General features: G+C 71.1%; 16 protein-coding genes and 1 riboswitch. Of the genes, 9 read left to right on the top strand and 7 right to left on the bottom strand.

Features of this window, described 5'->3' with window-relative positions:
• Positions 1-19 precede the first annotated feature (19 nt).
• Positions 20-784, top strand: a complete 765-nt coding sequence (locus tag AB0K67_RS21860; RefSeq protein ID WP_364062895.1) for a hypothetical protein — start codon at positions 20-22, stop codon at positions 782-784.
• 9 nt (positions 785-793) lie between these two features.
• Here AB0K67_RS21860 and AB0K67_RS21855 read toward each other — a convergent pair whose 3' ends face one another.
• Together AB0K67_RS21855 and AB0K67_RS21850 are read right to left on the bottom strand one after the other, a co-directional pair.
• Positions 794-1,258: a hypothetical protein gene (locus AB0K67_RS21855; protein ID WP_364062892.1), complete on the bottom strand. Its 465-nt coding sequence runs from the start codon at positions 1,256-1,258 to the stop codon at positions 794-796.
• Positions 1,228-1,818, bottom strand: coding sequence for a hypothetical protein (locus tag AB0K67_RS21850; RefSeq protein WP_364062889.1), 591 nt, complete (start codon positions 1,816-1,818; stop codon positions 1,228-1,230). The genes AB0K67_RS21855 and AB0K67_RS21850 overlap by 31 nt, the downstream gene beginning before the upstream one ends.
• 186 nt (positions 1,819-2,004) lie before the next feature.
• Between AB0K67_RS21850 and AB0K67_RS21845 the strand changes: the two genes are divergently transcribed.
• Positions 2,005-2,610 carry a hypothetical protein gene (locus AB0K67_RS21845; RefSeq protein WP_364062887.1) on the top strand — a complete coding sequence of 202 codons (606 nt, stop codon included), beginning with the start codon at positions 2,005-2,007 and terminating at the stop codon, positions 2,608-2,610.
• Between the two features lie 68 nt (positions 2,611-2,678).
• Here the strand turns inward: AB0K67_RS21845 and AB0K67_RS21840 are convergent, their stop codons facing one another.
• Entirely contained in the window at positions 2,679-3,620 is a 942-nt protein-coding gene (locus AB0K67_RS21840) for an ATP-dependent DNA ligase (protein WP_364062884.1), read from the bottom strand.
• A 57-nt stretch (positions 3,621-3,677) separates the two neighbouring features.
• Positions 3,678-3,773: riboswitch (TPP riboswitch) on the top strand.
• Between AB0K67_RS21840 and thiD the strand changes: the two genes are divergently transcribed.
• Both thiD and tenA read left to right on the top strand, forming a co-directional pair.
• Complete coding sequence (gene thiD, locus AB0K67_RS21835) at positions 3,761-4,570, top strand: bifunctional hydroxymethylpyrimidine kinase/phosphomethylpyrimidine kinase (RefSeq protein ID WP_364062881.1); 810 nt, start codon at positions 3,761-3,763, stop codon at positions 4,568-4,570. (Overlaps the previous riboswitch by 13 nt.)
• A 37-nt stretch (positions 4,571-4,607) precedes the next feature.
• On the top strand, positions 4,608-5,282 hold the full coding sequence (gene tenA, locus AB0K67_RS21830) for a thiaminase II (protein WP_364062878.1): 675 nt from the start codon (positions 4,608-4,610) through the stop codon (positions 5,280-5,282).
• 3 nt (positions 5,283-5,285) lie between these two features.
• On the opposite strand, the gene AB0K67_RS21825 is transcribed toward tenA, so the two are convergent.
• Positions 5,286-7,400, bottom strand: a complete 2,115-nt coding sequence (locus AB0K67_RS21825) for a carbon starvation CstA family protein (protein ID WP_364062875.1) — start codon at positions 7,398-7,400, stop codon at positions 5,286-5,288.
• The gene (locus AB0K67_RS21820; protein ID WP_364062872.1) at positions 7,397-7,759 is read right to left on the bottom strand and encodes a hypothetical protein; all 363 of its coding nucleotides are present in this window, start codon (positions 7,757-7,759) and stop codon (positions 7,397-7,399) included. The genes AB0K67_RS21825 and AB0K67_RS21820 overlap by 4 nt, the downstream gene beginning before the upstream one ends.
• 238 nt (positions 7,760-7,997) lie before the next feature.
• Between AB0K67_RS21820 and AB0K67_RS21815 the strand changes: the two genes are divergently transcribed.
• Positions 7,998-10,016 (top strand): GxGYxYP domain-containing protein, encoded by a 2,019-nt coding sequence (locus tag AB0K67_RS21815; protein WP_364062869.1) that lies wholly within the window; start codon positions 7,998-8,000, stop codon positions 10,014-10,016.
• Positions 10,017-10,110: 94 nt separating this feature from the next.
• On the top strand, positions 10,111-10,842 hold the full coding sequence (locus AB0K67_RS21810) for a Clp protease N-terminal domain-containing protein (RefSeq protein ID WP_364062866.1): 732 nt from the start codon (positions 10,111-10,113) through the stop codon (positions 10,840-10,842).
• Positions 10,843-10,851: 9 nt separating this feature from the next.
• Here the strand turns inward: AB0K67_RS21810 and AB0K67_RS21805 are convergent, their stop codons facing one another.
• Positions 10,852-11,541 carry a hypothetical protein gene (locus AB0K67_RS21805; RefSeq protein ID WP_364062863.1) on the bottom strand — a complete coding sequence of 230 codons (690 nt, stop codon included), beginning with the start codon at positions 11,539-11,541 and terminating at the stop codon, positions 10,852-10,854.
• A 148-nt stretch (positions 11,542-11,689) separates the two neighbouring features.
• Here AB0K67_RS21805 and AB0K67_RS21800 point away from each other — a divergent pair, with 148 nt between their 5' ends.
• Complete coding sequence (locus AB0K67_RS21800; RefSeq protein ID WP_364062860.1) at positions 11,690-12,157, top strand: Clp protease N-terminal domain-containing protein; 468 nt, start codon at positions 11,690-11,692, stop codon at positions 12,155-12,157.
• 29 nt (positions 12,158-12,186) lie between these two features.
• The gene (locus AB0K67_RS21795; RefSeq protein WP_364062857.1) at positions 12,187-12,792 is read left to right on the top strand and encodes a hypothetical protein; all 606 of its coding nucleotides are present in this window, start codon (positions 12,187-12,189) and stop codon (positions 12,790-12,792) included.
• Between the two features lie 66 nt (positions 12,793-12,858).
• Here the strand turns inward: AB0K67_RS21795 and AB0K67_RS21790 are convergent, their stop codons facing one another.
• Complete coding sequence (locus tag AB0K67_RS21790; protein WP_364062854.1) at positions 12,859-13,449, bottom strand: WHG domain-containing protein; 591 nt, start codon at positions 13,447-13,449, stop codon at positions 12,859-12,861.
• A gap of 76 nt (positions 13,450-13,525) precedes the next feature.
• Between AB0K67_RS21790 and AB0K67_RS21785 the strand changes: the two genes are divergently transcribed.
• Entirely contained in the window at positions 13,526-14,032 is a 507-nt protein-coding gene (locus AB0K67_RS21785) for an FBP domain-containing protein (protein ID WP_364062851.1), read from the top strand.
• Positions 14,033-14,314: the final 282 nt, after the last annotated feature.

Genomic DNA, 14,314 nt, shown 5'->3' with positions numbered 1-14,314 from the left:
GCCGGACTTCGTCCCGCCGGTGCTGCGCGGCGTGCCGGTGACGGCGGACCTGCGGGAGATCGGCGTGCTCGGCGTGATCGGCCCGCCCGAGCCGGTGGACGCGCTGCTGCGCCGGCTGCCGTACCTGAACGTGGACGGTCCCGTGTCCTGCCTGGCGGGCATCACCCCGCAGACCAGGACGGAACGTGTCGAAGAGCTGAGGGACCTGGTCACCGAGCGGCTCAAGGCGAGGGGGCGCCGCTTCGCCGAGGAGATCGTGGTGATCCTCGACGGCGCGCGGGCGTTGCGCCGAGTGGGCCCCGTCCGGCTCGCCGCCTTCCCGCACCCGTCACGCGCTATTTCCCGACACAATCAGGAAACGCAGATTTTTGCGCGGCATTCTGTCACGTCGGGGGATTTTCTGTTATCAAGGGGGAAGCGAAGGGAATCATACCGTCGCCCCCGCTGTTTCCCCGATCCGCCCGGTAAGGAGTGCCATGAACAACGCCCCTGCCCCACAGATTCAGCAGGACCGGAAATCCGCCGGCACGATCACCGTCCGCCGCCTGACCAGGGCCGAGACCCCGCAGGTCATGTACCCCAGCCACGGCAACTCCAACTGATCACCCAGGCCGCAGAATTTGCGGCCTGGAACTTTTTCGGGGTGACCATTGGTGATCGGGCAATGACGCTTTTCTTTCGCCGCCCTCCCCTTGCCCGAAACCGAAATTCGGCGCGGTTCCAACGCTCGCTCCGCCGCTCAATGAAGCGTCGAGTTCGGGGTGCGTGGCGATGGCCGTCTTAAAGAACTCGCTCATGCCCTCCAAGCCCCGCATGACCTGACGGGCGCCATTGTTCGGTCGTAATCCTGCTGGAATTCCCCTGAGGCGCGATCGGTGACGAAGTCGCTGCTCACGAGCTGGTCGATCATGGCCTTGAGGTGGGTCAGCCGGGTCTCGATGTCCTCCTTCTCCTTGTTGAGGCGGTTCGCGCCGCTCTCCACCTGCGGGAAGCTGAGGTGACGGGTGCCTGCCGCCATGGCGAGTTCACTCTCCTTCGGGTTCCGACCGGGTGCGGCCGCGATCCTGGCGTCCACCAGCCGGGCCGGGTCGCCGGTACGCCCGGCGCGCCCGGCGTCGAACGCGTGCCAGGAGTTCGGGCACGCGGACGCCGAACCCGTACGGCAGGTCAGCCATGGGCCCGCTCCGAGAGCGCGCCCCGCCAGCGAGCCGTCCAGCACGCCGATCGTCAGCCCGGCCCGTACGGGTGCCTGCGCCACAGCGGTGGCGGGGGCGGCGATGGCGGCTCATGCCCGTCCTGCTCGTACGGCGCCGTCCGCCGCTCGGCCTCCATCAGCAGCTCGTGCACCGACCCACCGCGACCAGGGCCGGTGCGCCCGAGCAGGATGCGCACCAGGTCCACCGCCGTCGGACGGGCGCCGAGGTCGGGGCGGCGGCACGCGTCGATCACCGCGCGCAGCTGGGGCAGCAGCCGGTCGAGGTCGGCGCCCGCGTCCGGCATCATCCCCGTCGCCGCGAACACCACCACGTCCGCCCAGTCGCCCACGTCATGCGCGGGGAACAGACAGTCCCGAGGTCCCGGCGCGAAGAGCGCCTGACCTTGCGGCGAGATGAGCACGTTCGCCGGGCTGAGCCGCAGCCCCGCGATGCCGCCGAGGTGCAGCCTGGCCAGCGTGGCGGCGGTGCCGAGGGCGAACAGGTGCAGCCGTTCGCCGGTGAGCGGGCCGGTCGTCCTGACGACGGCGGCCAGCGGCTCGCCCGTCCCCAGGTAATCGCGCGGCCGCAGAGCCAGGCCGCCGCTCCATGCCTGAAAGTCCATCGCCGTCCCCGTAGTGGCCGATCAGCGCGGGCGGCACCGCCGGTGGTCCGGCCCCGGTGCCGCAGGTCCGACAGGGGGTACGCCGGGGTCGCGGGCCGCGTTCAACCCATACCGATCGGGTCTTGACCTTGACGCGACGTCAACGTGTCCCATGAGCGGTGAAGCCGCCGGGAGGAAGGAACGCGCATGGTCAGAGCCGCGCTGCGCATCGTCGGATTCGAGCTCAAGGGCCTCGCCGCCATCGCGGCGTGGATCGTGCGGCGGCGGCACGGGGTGCCGGACGGAGCGACGACGCTCGCGTACGGCAAGGAGCAGTCGTTCATGATGGGCCTGATGGCGTTCGCCATGGCGGTCGAGACCGTGGTCGTGGACCTGCTGCTCGCCGCCCTCGACGTGCCCGGCTGGCTGCGTTACGGGGTGCTGATCGCCGACCTGTACGGCCTGCTGTACGTCCTCATGGTGGTCGCCGCCTGCGCGACCAGGCCGCACGTCGTCACCGCGGACGAGCTGCGTATCCGGTACGGCGTCTACCTTGACCTGCGGGTGCCCCGAGAGCTGGTGACGGCGGTGCGGACCGGGCGGACATACCACCAGGGCGGCATGATCACCGTCGATGAGGGCCGGTTGACCGTGGCGGTCTCCTCGCAGACGAACGTGACGGTCGAGCTGGCCGAGCCGGTCACCGTGGTACGCCCGCTTGGCCGCCGCGCCGAGGTCACCTCGGTCAGGTTCTTCGCCCATCATCCCGAAGCCGCGGCGGCCGCGCTCAGGGAGGGCGTCACCACCGGCTGAGCACTACTCCCCACCGGCTGAGCGCTACTCCCCGCGGAGGGCGTGAGCGCACCGCTTGCCCTCGCGCGTCACTCCCCGCGGCGGGCGCGAGCGCGCCGCTTGCCCTCGTGCATCGCCTGGACCCGCGCCACCGGGATCGTGTGCCCCTCCTCGACGAGGTCGGCGGGCAGCGGCTGCGGCGGCGGCATGTGCTCGGCCCATGGGTCGGCCCCGCCCAGCCGTTCGATCGCGCTGTGGACGGTGAAGTCGCCGGGACGTACGCCGTCGAGGTCGTCCCACGCCACCGGGTACGAGACGGGCACGCCGGGGCGGATGCGCGGGCTGTAGGCGGCGGCCACCGTGGCGCCGCCCGCCCGCGTGGAGTCGATGAACACCTTGCCCGCGCGGTCCTCCCTGATGAACGCGGTGGTGGCGAGCGCCGGGTCCAGCCGCTCGGCGCGGGCGGCCAGCGCGCGGGTGGCGGCGGCCAGGTCGTCCATCGCGGTGCCCGGCGCGACGGGCACGAAGACGTGCACGCCCTTGGCCCCGCTCGTCTTCACAGCCCCGGCCAGCCCGGAGTCGGCCAGCGCCTGCCTGGCCAGGTGCGCGCCCCGCACCGCCAGGGCGAAGGAGTCCTCGGGCGGGTCGAGGTCGAGCACCATGTGCGTGGGATGATCGCCGGCGTACAGAGCCGGGTGGTATTCGACGGCCCGCTGGTTGGCGAACCACAGCAGCGTCCTGCGGTCGTCGCACAGCGCGTACGTGACCTGCCGCTGCGAGGAGTCCGCCCACACCCGCACCGAGCGCACCCAGTCCGGGGCGTACTTGGGCAGGTTCTTCTGCATGAACGGCTGCTGCCCCGGGCGTACCCGCATGACGGAGAGCGGGCGGCCGCGCAGCACCGGGATGATGCGGCCGGAGACGGCGTCGAGGTAGTCGACCAGGTCGCGCTTGGTTGCGCCCGCGCCGTCGAAGAGCGGCTGGTCGAGGTTCGTCAGGGAGACGCCGTCGCGCGTCTCGTCAGCGGCCACCCGTCCCACGATGCCGATACTCGAACGTGTGGTCAACGACCCGGCCTGTTAGAGTGAACGTTTGACGCGGGGTGCCCGAAATGCCGGGCTGAGATCACACCCGTCGAACCTGATCTAGTTCGCACTAGCGAAGGGACGTCATGGCCGCTGACGCCGTACCCAAAGTTCTGACCATCGCGGGCACCGATCCGAGCGGCGGCGCCGGCATCCAAGCCGACCTCAAGGCCTTCTCCGCGCTCGGCGCGTACGGCATGACGGTCATCACCGCGCTGGTGGCGCAGACGACCACGGGCGTGACCGGCATCCACGAGGTGCCCGCCGAGTTCGTGACCCAGCAGCTCGACACGCTGCTCACCGACGTGCCCGCCGACGCCGTGAAGATCGGCATGCTGGGCGACGCCGACCTGATCAAGGCGGTGGCGGCGGCGCTCGACACCTACCGCCCCAAGTACGTCGTGCTCGACCCCGTCATGGTCGCCAAGAGCGGCGACCGGCTGCTGCCCGCCGACGCGGTGAGCGAGCTGCGCCGCACGCTGCTGCCGCGCGCCGACCTCATCACCCCCAACCTGCCCGAGGCGGCCGACCTGCTGGAGGAGCCGCAGGCGAGCGGCCTGGCCGAGATGCACGAGCAGGCGGCCAGGCTGCGCGCGCTCGGCGCCCGCCAGGTGCTGCTCAAGGGCGGCCACCTCGACGGCGACACCTGCGTCGACGTGCTGGCCACCCCCGAGGGCACGATCGAGCTGTCCGCCCCGCGCGTGCACACCAAGAACACCCACGGCACGGGCTGCACGCTCTCCTCGGCGATCGCCGCGCTGCGGCCCCGGCACGACGACTGGCCGAGCGCGGTGCGAGCGGCGAAGGACTACCTCACGGAGGCGCTGCGCGCCGCCGACTCGCTGGGCGTCGGCCACGGCCACGGCCCCGTGCACCACTTCCACAACATCTGGTAACGGCCCCCGCCGGGCAGACCCCTCCGAAAGAGACGCGATGTTCTGCGATGACATCTGGCAGCGCACGTCCGACCTGATGCGCGCCATCCACGAGCACCCCTTCGTCACGGCACTCGGCGACGGCTCACTCGACCGCGACACCTTCGTCTTCTACATGGTGCAGGACGCCCGCTACCTGGAGGCGTTCGCGAAGGCGCTGGCCGCCGCCTCCGTGCGCGCCGGCGACTCCGCCGATGCGGCCTTCTGGGCGCAGAGCGCGCACACCGCGCTGGTCGCCGAGCGCGAGCTGCACTCCGGCTACATCGACGAGCTGGGCGATGCCGCCAAGGGCATCGCGACGTCGCCGACGTGCCTGGCGTACTCGTCGTTCCTGCAGGCCACGGCGCTGTCGGAGCCGTATCCGGTGATCGCGGCGGCGGTGCTGCCGTGCTTCTGGATCTACCAGGACGTCGGTACGGCGCTGCTCGCCAAGGCCGGCGACGACCCCGCGCACCCGTACGCGAAGTGGATCTCCACCTACTCCGACCCGGAGTTCGCCGCCTCCGTCGAGCGGGCCAAGGCGATCACCGACCGGCTGGCCGCCGCCGCGTCCCCGGACACCCGCGAGGCGATGGCGCAGGCGTACGGGCGGGCGGCGGCCTACGAGTGGATGTTCTGGGACAGCGCGTGGCGGCGCGAGGGCTGGCCCACCGCCGAGTGGCTGGCACCCTGACACCTAGCCTGATTTCGCCATCAGCTCCTTCTCCTCGCGGGTGGCGATGAGCCCCGACGGCGCGACGATCTTCGACTCCTCGAACGGCGCCTCCGTGGTGGGCAGCGGCTCGGGCGAGCGGATCGCGGTGATCCAGATGCGCGCGGCGTCCAGGATGACCACGATGATCAGCACGGCGAAGAGCGCGGCCAGCACGCCGTCCACGGTCGAGTTGACGACGATCTGCCGCATCGCGTCCATCGACTTGGCGGGCGCGAGGAGCTGGCCCTGGTCGAGGGCCTGCTGGTAGCGGTCGCGCTGGGCGAAGAAACCGAGCGTGGGGTCGGACGAGAACACCTTCTGCCAGCTCGCGGTGAGCGTGACGGCCGCGTCCCAGGCCAGCGGGACGGCCGTCACCCAGGCCCACTTGAGCCGCCCGCTCTTGATCAGCAGCGTGGTGGCGACGGTGAGCGCGACGGCGGCGAGGAGCTGGTTGGCGATGCCGAACAGCGGGAAGAGCTGGTTGATGCCGCCGAGCGGGTCGTTGACGCCCTGGTAAAGGAAGTAGCCCCAGGCCGCGACGACGACGGCGCTGGTCGCGACCAGGCCGGGCCACCAGCTCACCCGGGAGATCGGCTGCCACAGGTTGCCGAGCGTGTCCTGGAGCATGAACCGCCCGACACGCGTGCCGGCGTCCACGGTGGTGAGGATGAACAGCGCCTCGAACATGATCGCGAAGTGGTACCAGAACGCCTGGAACCCCTCGCCGCCGAGGAAGCCGGAGAAGATCTGCGAGATGCCCACGGCCAGGGTGGGCGCGCCGCCCGTCCTGGCGATCAGCGTCTCCTCCTGCACGGCCTCCGCCGCCGCCTGCAGCTGCTCGGGCGTGATGACGAAGCCCATGGTCGAGACGGCCTCTGCGGCGCTCTGCACGGTGGCGCCGACGACGCCGGCCGGTGAGTTCATCGCGAAGTAGAGCCCGGGGCTGAGCACGCAGGCCGCCGTGATCGCCATGACCGCCACGAACGACTCCATGAGCATGGAGCCGTAGCCGATCATCCTGACCTGCGTCTCCTTCTGGATCATCTTGGGCGTGGTGCCGGACGAGATCAGCGCGTGGAAGCCGGACAGCGCGCCGCAGGCGATGATGATGAACACGAACGGGAACAGCGACCCGGCGAAGACCGGGCCCTCGCCGTTGAAGGCGAAGTCGGTGAACGCGGTCGTCCGCAGCGGCGGCATGGTGACCGCGATGCCCACCGCGATCAGCACGATGGTGCCGATCTTCATGAACGTCGACAGGTAGTCGCGCGGCGCGAGCAGCATCCAGACGGGCAGCACGGCCGCGATGAACCCGTACGCGATGAGCCACAGCGCCAGCGCCGACGGGCTCAGCGTGAAGTACGGCGCCCAGCTCGACTCCTGCACCCAGCCGCCGGCCACGATGGCGAGGATCAGCAGCGCGACCCCGATGGCGGTGGTCTCGACGACCCGGCCCGGCCGGACCACCCGCAGGTAGAAGCCCATGAACAGGGCGATCGGGATGGTCATCGCGATGGAGAAGACGCCCCACGGCGACTGCGCGAGCGCGTTCACCACGACCAGCGCCAGCACCGCGAGCAAGATGATCATGATGGCGAAGACCGCGATGAGCGCCGCCGCCCCGCCGATCGGGCCGATCTCCTCGCGGGCCATCTGCCCGAGGCTCCTGCCGTTGCGCCGCATGGAGAAGAAGAGCACCACCATGTCCTGCACGGCCCCGGCGAAGATCACGCCGGCGATGATCCAGATCGTGCCGGGCAGATAGCCCATCTGCGCGGCCAGCACCGGCCCGACCAGCGGCCCGGCCCCGGCGATCGCGGCGAAGTGGTGGCCGAACAGGATGCGCCGGTCGGTCGGGTGGTAGTCGATGCCGTTGTCCAGCCGCTCCGCCGGTGTGGCCCTGCGGTCGTCGGCACGCAGCACCTTGCGGACGATGAAGCGGGCGTAGAAGCGGTAGGCGATCGCGTACGAGCCGAGCGCGGCGCACAGGAGCCAGACCGCGTTGACGTTCTCACCCCTCGACAGGGCGAGCACCGCCCATCCCACGGCACCGACGATGGCCACCGCCGTCCAGATGATGATGGAACGCAGCTTCACCGGTTACCTCCCATGTGTCTCTGGCGAGGGGACTGGTCGTGAACCGGGCGCCCCAGACAGCAGCGCAGGCCGGCGTCAGGAAGCAGATCGGTGGTGAAGCGCCGCCACCGCCACAGCGGGCGGACGTCGATGGTGACGGGCAGCTCGGCGAGATGCACCCAGGCGGTGGGGTGGGCGTACACCAGGTCGGTGGGGCCGAGCCGGCGGGCGCGGCGCGGCAGCCGCGAACGGCGCAGCGGCCTGACCGAGAACTCGCCCGCGTCGGCGCAGCACAGGCCGGTGACGTGCCAGTCGAAGAAGACCACTTCGTCGCCGCGCAGGGCGTCTCGGGCGGCGGGGGTGAGCGTGACACGGGACATCCGTGGCTCCTGGAAGGAGGCAGCTCAAAATTAACGTCGGGCTTACCCGGATGTTTCAGCGGCGAAACCCGTTCGTGCATGCACAAAACGAGGGCGGGTCGGCCCGCCGGCCGCCGTTCCGGAAATCTCGCCCCATTTACACCATAGACAACAAACCTTCACATTGTTACGTTGCCTACCGACGCGATGACAACGCTGTCATTCCTGGTCTCCCCCCGACGAGGAGCAGTGAACGCCGATGGTGTCCCGACGTGAATTCCTCCTGGCGAACGGCACGGTGCTCGCGGCCGGCGCGCTGGGACTCAGCTTTCCCGCCGCCCCCGCCTCCGCATCCGCGCCCGCTACGGCCCCACTCCTGCCCGGCTTCGGCCGCCCGACCCGTCTCGACTACGCCGACATCGCCACCCTGCACGGCAACGACCAGCTGCTTCTGACCACGCTCCAGGGCGTCGTCAACCGCCGCCGCCCGCGCCTGTACTTCAACTACAACAAGGAGGGCTTCGACGAGCGCTGGCTGTCCAGCACCGGCGCCGCCGTCACCCGCCACGAACGGCCCCTCGACCTCGTCGCCCGCTACCGCGGCGAGGTGCGCGGCGCCATCCTGATCGACCCCGACGTCCCCGACTCGGTGAACGTCGCCACCACCCTGGCCGGCCTGGAGAACGCCGTCGCCGCCACCGCCGAACAGGCCGAGGAGTACCGGCTGAAGGTCATCACCGACCTGCGCGGCCGCTTCGACCCCGACGACGTGCTCGCCACCTACCGCTGGCAGCTCGACGAGCTCTTCCCCCGCTGCACCAAGGCCCTGCTCAGCGGCCTGCCCCCGACCAGGACCGTCTCCGTCGAGGGCGTCCAGTGGCGGGAGATCGCCAGGGAGACCGAGCGCATCAGGGACACCTCCAACCGGGCGGTGCGCACGTTCGACCTCAGCCAGGAGCTGTCCGGCGAGGAGGGCGTCTTCCTGCGCTTCCAGGACTCGCTCGGCGACGACGGCTGGGGCGCGTCCGTCGGCTCCGTGGTCGTGAAGGCGGACGGCGTCCAGATCGCCTCCTTCACCCCCGGCACCGACGCCGAGGCGCCCTTCCTCTTCGACGGCGTCAACTCGGCCATCGGCGGCGAGTCCAACCGCTTCGCCGACGGCGGCGGCTACTTCATCTACCGCTTCACCCCACCCGCCGGCACCCGCGAGCTGCTCGTCGACGTGGACCTGTGGAACCAGTACCTGGTCACCGCCACCACCACCGCCCCCACCCGCGTCGAGCCGTTCCCCTACTTCCGCGACTACACCGTGGCCAGCCGCGCCATGGTCTTCTGGCTGCCGCCGGCCGGCGAGACCGGCAAGCTGCTCGACGAGATCTTCAGCAAGGTCAAGCCGACGACGCCGTACGCGGGATGGTTCTCCAACGACGTGGCCGGCGAGTGGGGCGGCGTCGACCGCGCCTCGCAGCACGCGGTGGAGGTCGTGCCCGCCGACTACTACATGAACGGCACCGTGCACGCCAGCGTGCCCGCCAAGGTCTCCGACCGCGTACGCCCGCGCCCCCGCGCCACCCTCCGCAACCGCGTCTACCTCACGCTCACCGTCGGCGAGGGCGACAACATCCAGTACTGCCAGCGCCGCATGCGGCAGATCTGGGACGACCCGGCGCGCGGCCGCGTCCCCACCAACTGGACGGTCAGCCCGCTGCTCGCCGACATCGGGCCCGCGCTGCTGTCCTACTACCAGCGCACCGCCACCGACAACGACCTGCTCATCGCCGGCCCGTCCGGCGCCGGATACACCTACCCGGGCTCCTGGCCGGAGGACGCCCTGGACGCGTACACCAAGCTCACCGGCCGCTACATGCGCCGCACCGGCATGGACCTGGTCTACGCCTACAACCACCGCAACGCCGAGGACAATGGCTGGGTCGCCTACGACGAGCGGATCGCCTCCTCGTACCGGAGACACACCTCGGTGCGCGGCATCATCCAGTCGTGGGAGACCGGCGACCTCCAGGCCCATGTGGGCGGGCTGCCGCTCATCGGCAACCTCTACCCGCAGGGCAAGGCGCAGGAGTACCGCGACGGGCTGCTCAGGCACATCGAGGGGTGGGACGGCTCGACGCCGCTGTTCATCGCCGGCGCCGTGAACGCGTGGAACTGGACGCCGTCCGACATCGCCGAGCTGGGCGAGCTGCTGGACGAGCCGTTCGAGATCGTCCGGGGTGACGTGTTCTTCCACCTGCTCAACGAGCACCTGACGAAGGAGCAGTGAGGATCCGCTCCCGCCTTGGCCGCCCCGGCACTCGGGGCGGCCTTTTCGTCAACCGGCGGTTGACCAGGAAGAGGTGTCAACCTATGGTTGACGCATGAGCACGAGCCCCGTCCGCCTGGACGACCTCATCACCACGATCAAGAATCGTCACCCCGACGGCGACCCTCTGGGCCAGCTCTCCGACGCCGTCGCGCTCGCCGAGCACATCGGCGAGGTCGCAGACCACCTCATAGGCCACTTCGTCGACCAGGCCCGACGCTCCGGGGCGTCGTGGACGGAGATCGGGCGCAGCATGGGCGTCACCAAACAGGCCGCGCAGAAGCGGTTCGTCCCCAAGGAAGGCAGCAGCCCCAGGTCGATGGCCCAGGACCTGCGGACGTTCGCCCGCTACACCGACCGCGCCCGCGTCGTCGTGGTCAAGTCGCAGGAAGAGGCCCGTGCCACGGGGCACGCGCAGATCGAACCCGGCCACCTGGTGCTGGGCCTCCTGCACCAGCCCGACACCCTGGCCCCGACCACGATGGCCGCGCTCGGCGCGCCCGTGGAGACGGTCAGGAACGCGATGACGGCGGCACTCGGCACCGGCCCCGGCAGCGGCGAGCCGGTCCTGCCGTTCGCGGCGCAGAGCACGAAGGCCCTCGACCTGGCCGCCCGCGAGTCGCTGCGCCTCGGCCACGACTGGATCGGCACCGAGCACCTCCTGCTCGGCATCCTGTCCCTGGACGACGCTCCGGTGGTGGGCGTGCTCTCCGGCCTCGGCGTCACCAAGGACCCGGCCGAGCAGCACATCCTGCGGACGATCGACGCGATCCGCAGCCAGTCCTGACCGATTCGATCAGCAGGGCGAGCAGCCGCCTCTGGCGTCGCGTACCGGGTGGCCGCTGCGCTGCATGAGGCCGAAGGCCGCCGCGAGGCCGGCGGCCAGCGCCTCGGCCTCCCGCGAGCCGTCCACGTCCACGACGGGCAGGCCGGTCTCGCGGGCCTGGCGGCGAACCTCGGCGTCCCACAGCTCGTCCCGCGCCACCCGCACGGCCAGCGCCGCAGCCGGGTCCACGTCCCCCCAGGTGGCGCGGGCCCGGCCAGGGTCGGCGTAGCGGGCCTCGAGCACCCTGCGCCGGAACCCGGGCGCCGGCAGCAGGAACACCGCCTGCTCCGGCCGCACCAGCAGCGGCGCCAGCTCGCGGGGCAGCGGGCGGAAGTCGTCCACCAGCACCGGCCGGTCGGCCGGCAGCGCCAGCAGGTCCTCGGCCACGAACCCGAACGTCTCGCCGTGCAGGCTCGGCATCGCGCGGAACACCTCTTCCGGCGCGCGGCCGGCGTACCGCTCCTCGACGGGTGTCCGCAGCAGGGCGCACATGTACGGGTGCCGCTCGGGCGTGCAGCGTGCCGCGTACCCGGCCTCGGCGCGGTCGCCGTCGTAGACGGTCAGCCCGTGGCGCTCGGCCAGGATCCGGGCGACCGTGCTCTTCCCGGCCCCGGTCCCGCCCGCGATCCACCGGACGTGCGCCAGCTCGGCAACTCCCACGACGCCCCCTCACGACCGCCCCCTTTATGACGCTGCCCGCCCCACCCTCTCACGATCTCCCTTGGACGTCGCGGGTCAAGATCGGGCGTAGCATGGGCGGCACCGAACAACGGTTCGCATATCCGAGGAAGGCAGCGAGACCAGACCGATGGCCCAGGACCTGGGGACGTTCGCCCGTTACACCAAAGGCGCCCGCATCGTCGTCGTCAAGTCGCAGGAGGAGGCTCGTGCCACGGGGCACGGCCAGATCGAGCCCGGCCACCTGGTGCTGGGCCTGCTGCACCAGCCCGACCTGCTCGGCGCCACCACCATGGCCGCGCTCGGCGCGCCGGCCGAGACGGTCAGGCGCGTCATCACGGCGGCGCTCGGCACGGGTCCGGGCAGCAGCGAGCAATTCCTTGCGTACGCGCCTCAGACCGCGAAGGCCCTCGACCTGGCCGCCCAGACGGCGCAGCGCCTCGGCCACGACTGGATCGGCGCCGAGCACCTCCTGCTCGGCGTCCTGTCCCTGGACGACGTCGTCACGGTGGGCGTGCTCTCCGGCCTCGGCGTCACGAGGGCGGCGGCCGAACAGTACATTGTGAGCAGGATCGACGCGATCCGCAACGGCGGCTGACCCCGCCCTGGCCCATGACGGAGGGGCCCGTGTTGTTCAGCAGGGCGATCGTCGAGGCGAGCAGCCGCGTCTATGCGGGTCTGCGCAGCGGTGACCTCGACTACGAGACGCTGCTCGACCTCGCGATCGTCCTGGACGACCACGGCGTGAGCACCCCCGCGGTCCGGGAGCTCCTGACGTCCGACCCCGCCGACCTGACCCGGGTGGCGGAGGCGGTCCTGCGCGAGACGTCGTTCGAGCCGACGTTCGAGCTCGAACCCGGCTGGTGGCGGGCTCTGGAAGACGCGCTCGCCATCGTGGAACGCGACGCCCGCGCCACCGGCGTCACCGGCCCGCTGCGGCTCGCCGTCCCCGAGTGGGACGAGAGCGGGCAGGCGTGGGTGGAGTTCCGCGGCGCCTTCCAGGGCAACGGCATGCCTCCCTCGACCGGCCGCGACCCCGGCCGTGCGCTCGCCGCCGTCGCCGATGCCGCCCAGGAGGTCATCGTGGAGATGATCTGGCGGGCCTGGCCGGTCTGCACCGAGCACGACCGCGGGCTGCGAGCCGCGATCCTGGGCGAGACACCGGTCTGGCTCTGCTCGGCCGCCGGCACGCACCGGGTCGCCGCGATCGGCGAACTCCCCGCGGCCACCTGAACGCCTGCGAGCCCGATACCTCTCGCCCAGCCTCGGGGCCGTAACCGCCGAACCTCTGCGGCAGAGCTACCCGTCGGACGCGCCACCGGACTGGTGGGGCCAGTTGCGGAGTACGGCGTCGAGCGCGTCGAGCGTCCGCTCCCATGACTCCTCGACCGAGCGCGGCGTGTGCCGGAACCCGCCCGACATCTCCAGGCTGACGTACCCGTGGAAGGTGCTGTGCAGCATCCGTACGGCGTCGGTCTGGGCCGGGTCGGGCAGGTCGTAGCCGCGCAGGATCGCCCGCGTCATCTCCGAGTGCCGCGCGGCCGCGCTGTCCACGGCCGTCTCGTAGTCGAGTTCGAGCTGCGCGGCGGCGTACCGGCCCGGATGCTTCTTGGCGTAGGCACGGTACGCGTTGGCGAACGCCACCAGCGCGTCCTTGCCCGACCGCCCGGCGAGGGCGGTGGCGGCCCGTTCTGCGAGCTCGGCCAGGGCCAGCTTGGCCACCCTGATCCGAAGATCCTGGATGTCCTTGACGTGTGAGTACAGGGCCGCCGGCTTCACGCCGAACGCGCGCGCGAGCGCCGAGATGGTGACGTTCTGAAAGCCGATCTCGTCGGCCAGCTCCGCCGCCGCCTGGGTGAGGCGTTCCGCGGTCACTCCCGCACGTGCCATGCGCTGCCTTTCATCCTCTTGCTACGCTATTTAATCAGTTGCTTACAACCTTTAAGAAGGACTAGCGTCCCCGCCCATGCGACCGCTCACCGAACACGACATCCGTACATCTTTCATCAACTGCTCCAAGGGTGAGGCCAAGCGGCTCGGCATCCCCAAGGATCTCGCCGACCTTCCGTGGGACGACCTCGACTTCCTCGGCTGGCGCGACCCGGGCGCGCCCGACCGCGCGTACCTCGTCGTCGATCGCGACGGCGCGCCCACCGGCGTCGCCCTGCGCGTGACGTCGGGGGCGTCGGCGTCGCGTACGTTCACCTCCCGGAGCATGTGCTCGTTCTGCCTCACCACGCACACGAGCGGCGGCGTCGCGCTGATGACCGCCCGCCGCACCGGCGAGGCCGGCCGCCAGGGCAACACCGTCGGCCAGTACGTCTGCACGGACCTCGCCTGCTCCCTCTACACCCGGGGCAGGAAGCAGGCGCCTGGCGACGGCGCGCTCATGGACGAGTCGCTGACCGTGGACGAGAAGATCGCCCGCGTGCGGGCCAACCTGGAGGCGTTCCTGGCGAAGGTGACCGCCTGATCAGCGGCACGCGCCCAGGAGTCCGGCGACGCTTTCGCCAGGCGCGGCCTCCTCGGTGTGCAGGACTGTCGTGGCGAGCGCCCTGGTGCCCGGTCGCGCACCCCCTTCATCCGGGGTGCCGGACACCTGCCCGACGCCGCCGACAGACACCGGCCCAGATCTTGACGCCCTCACGACGGCGTGGCCCTCGTCCGACTGGCCTCGTCCGGCGGGCGACGAGCCCGTTCGCGGTCGGAGTCAAGGTCTTCGACCAGCCGCGTGATCGCGTCGCTCATAAGGGCC

It is taken from the genome of Nonomuraea sp. NPDC052634, assembly GCF_040678535.1.
Classification (GTDB): domain Bacteria; phylum Actinomycetota; class Actinomycetes; order Streptosporangiales; family Streptosporangiaceae; genus Nonomuraea; species Nonomuraea fastidiosa.
The sequence above is the reverse complement of the archived record's forward strand: the minus strand, read 5'-3'. Positions and strand labels throughout refer to the sequence as shown.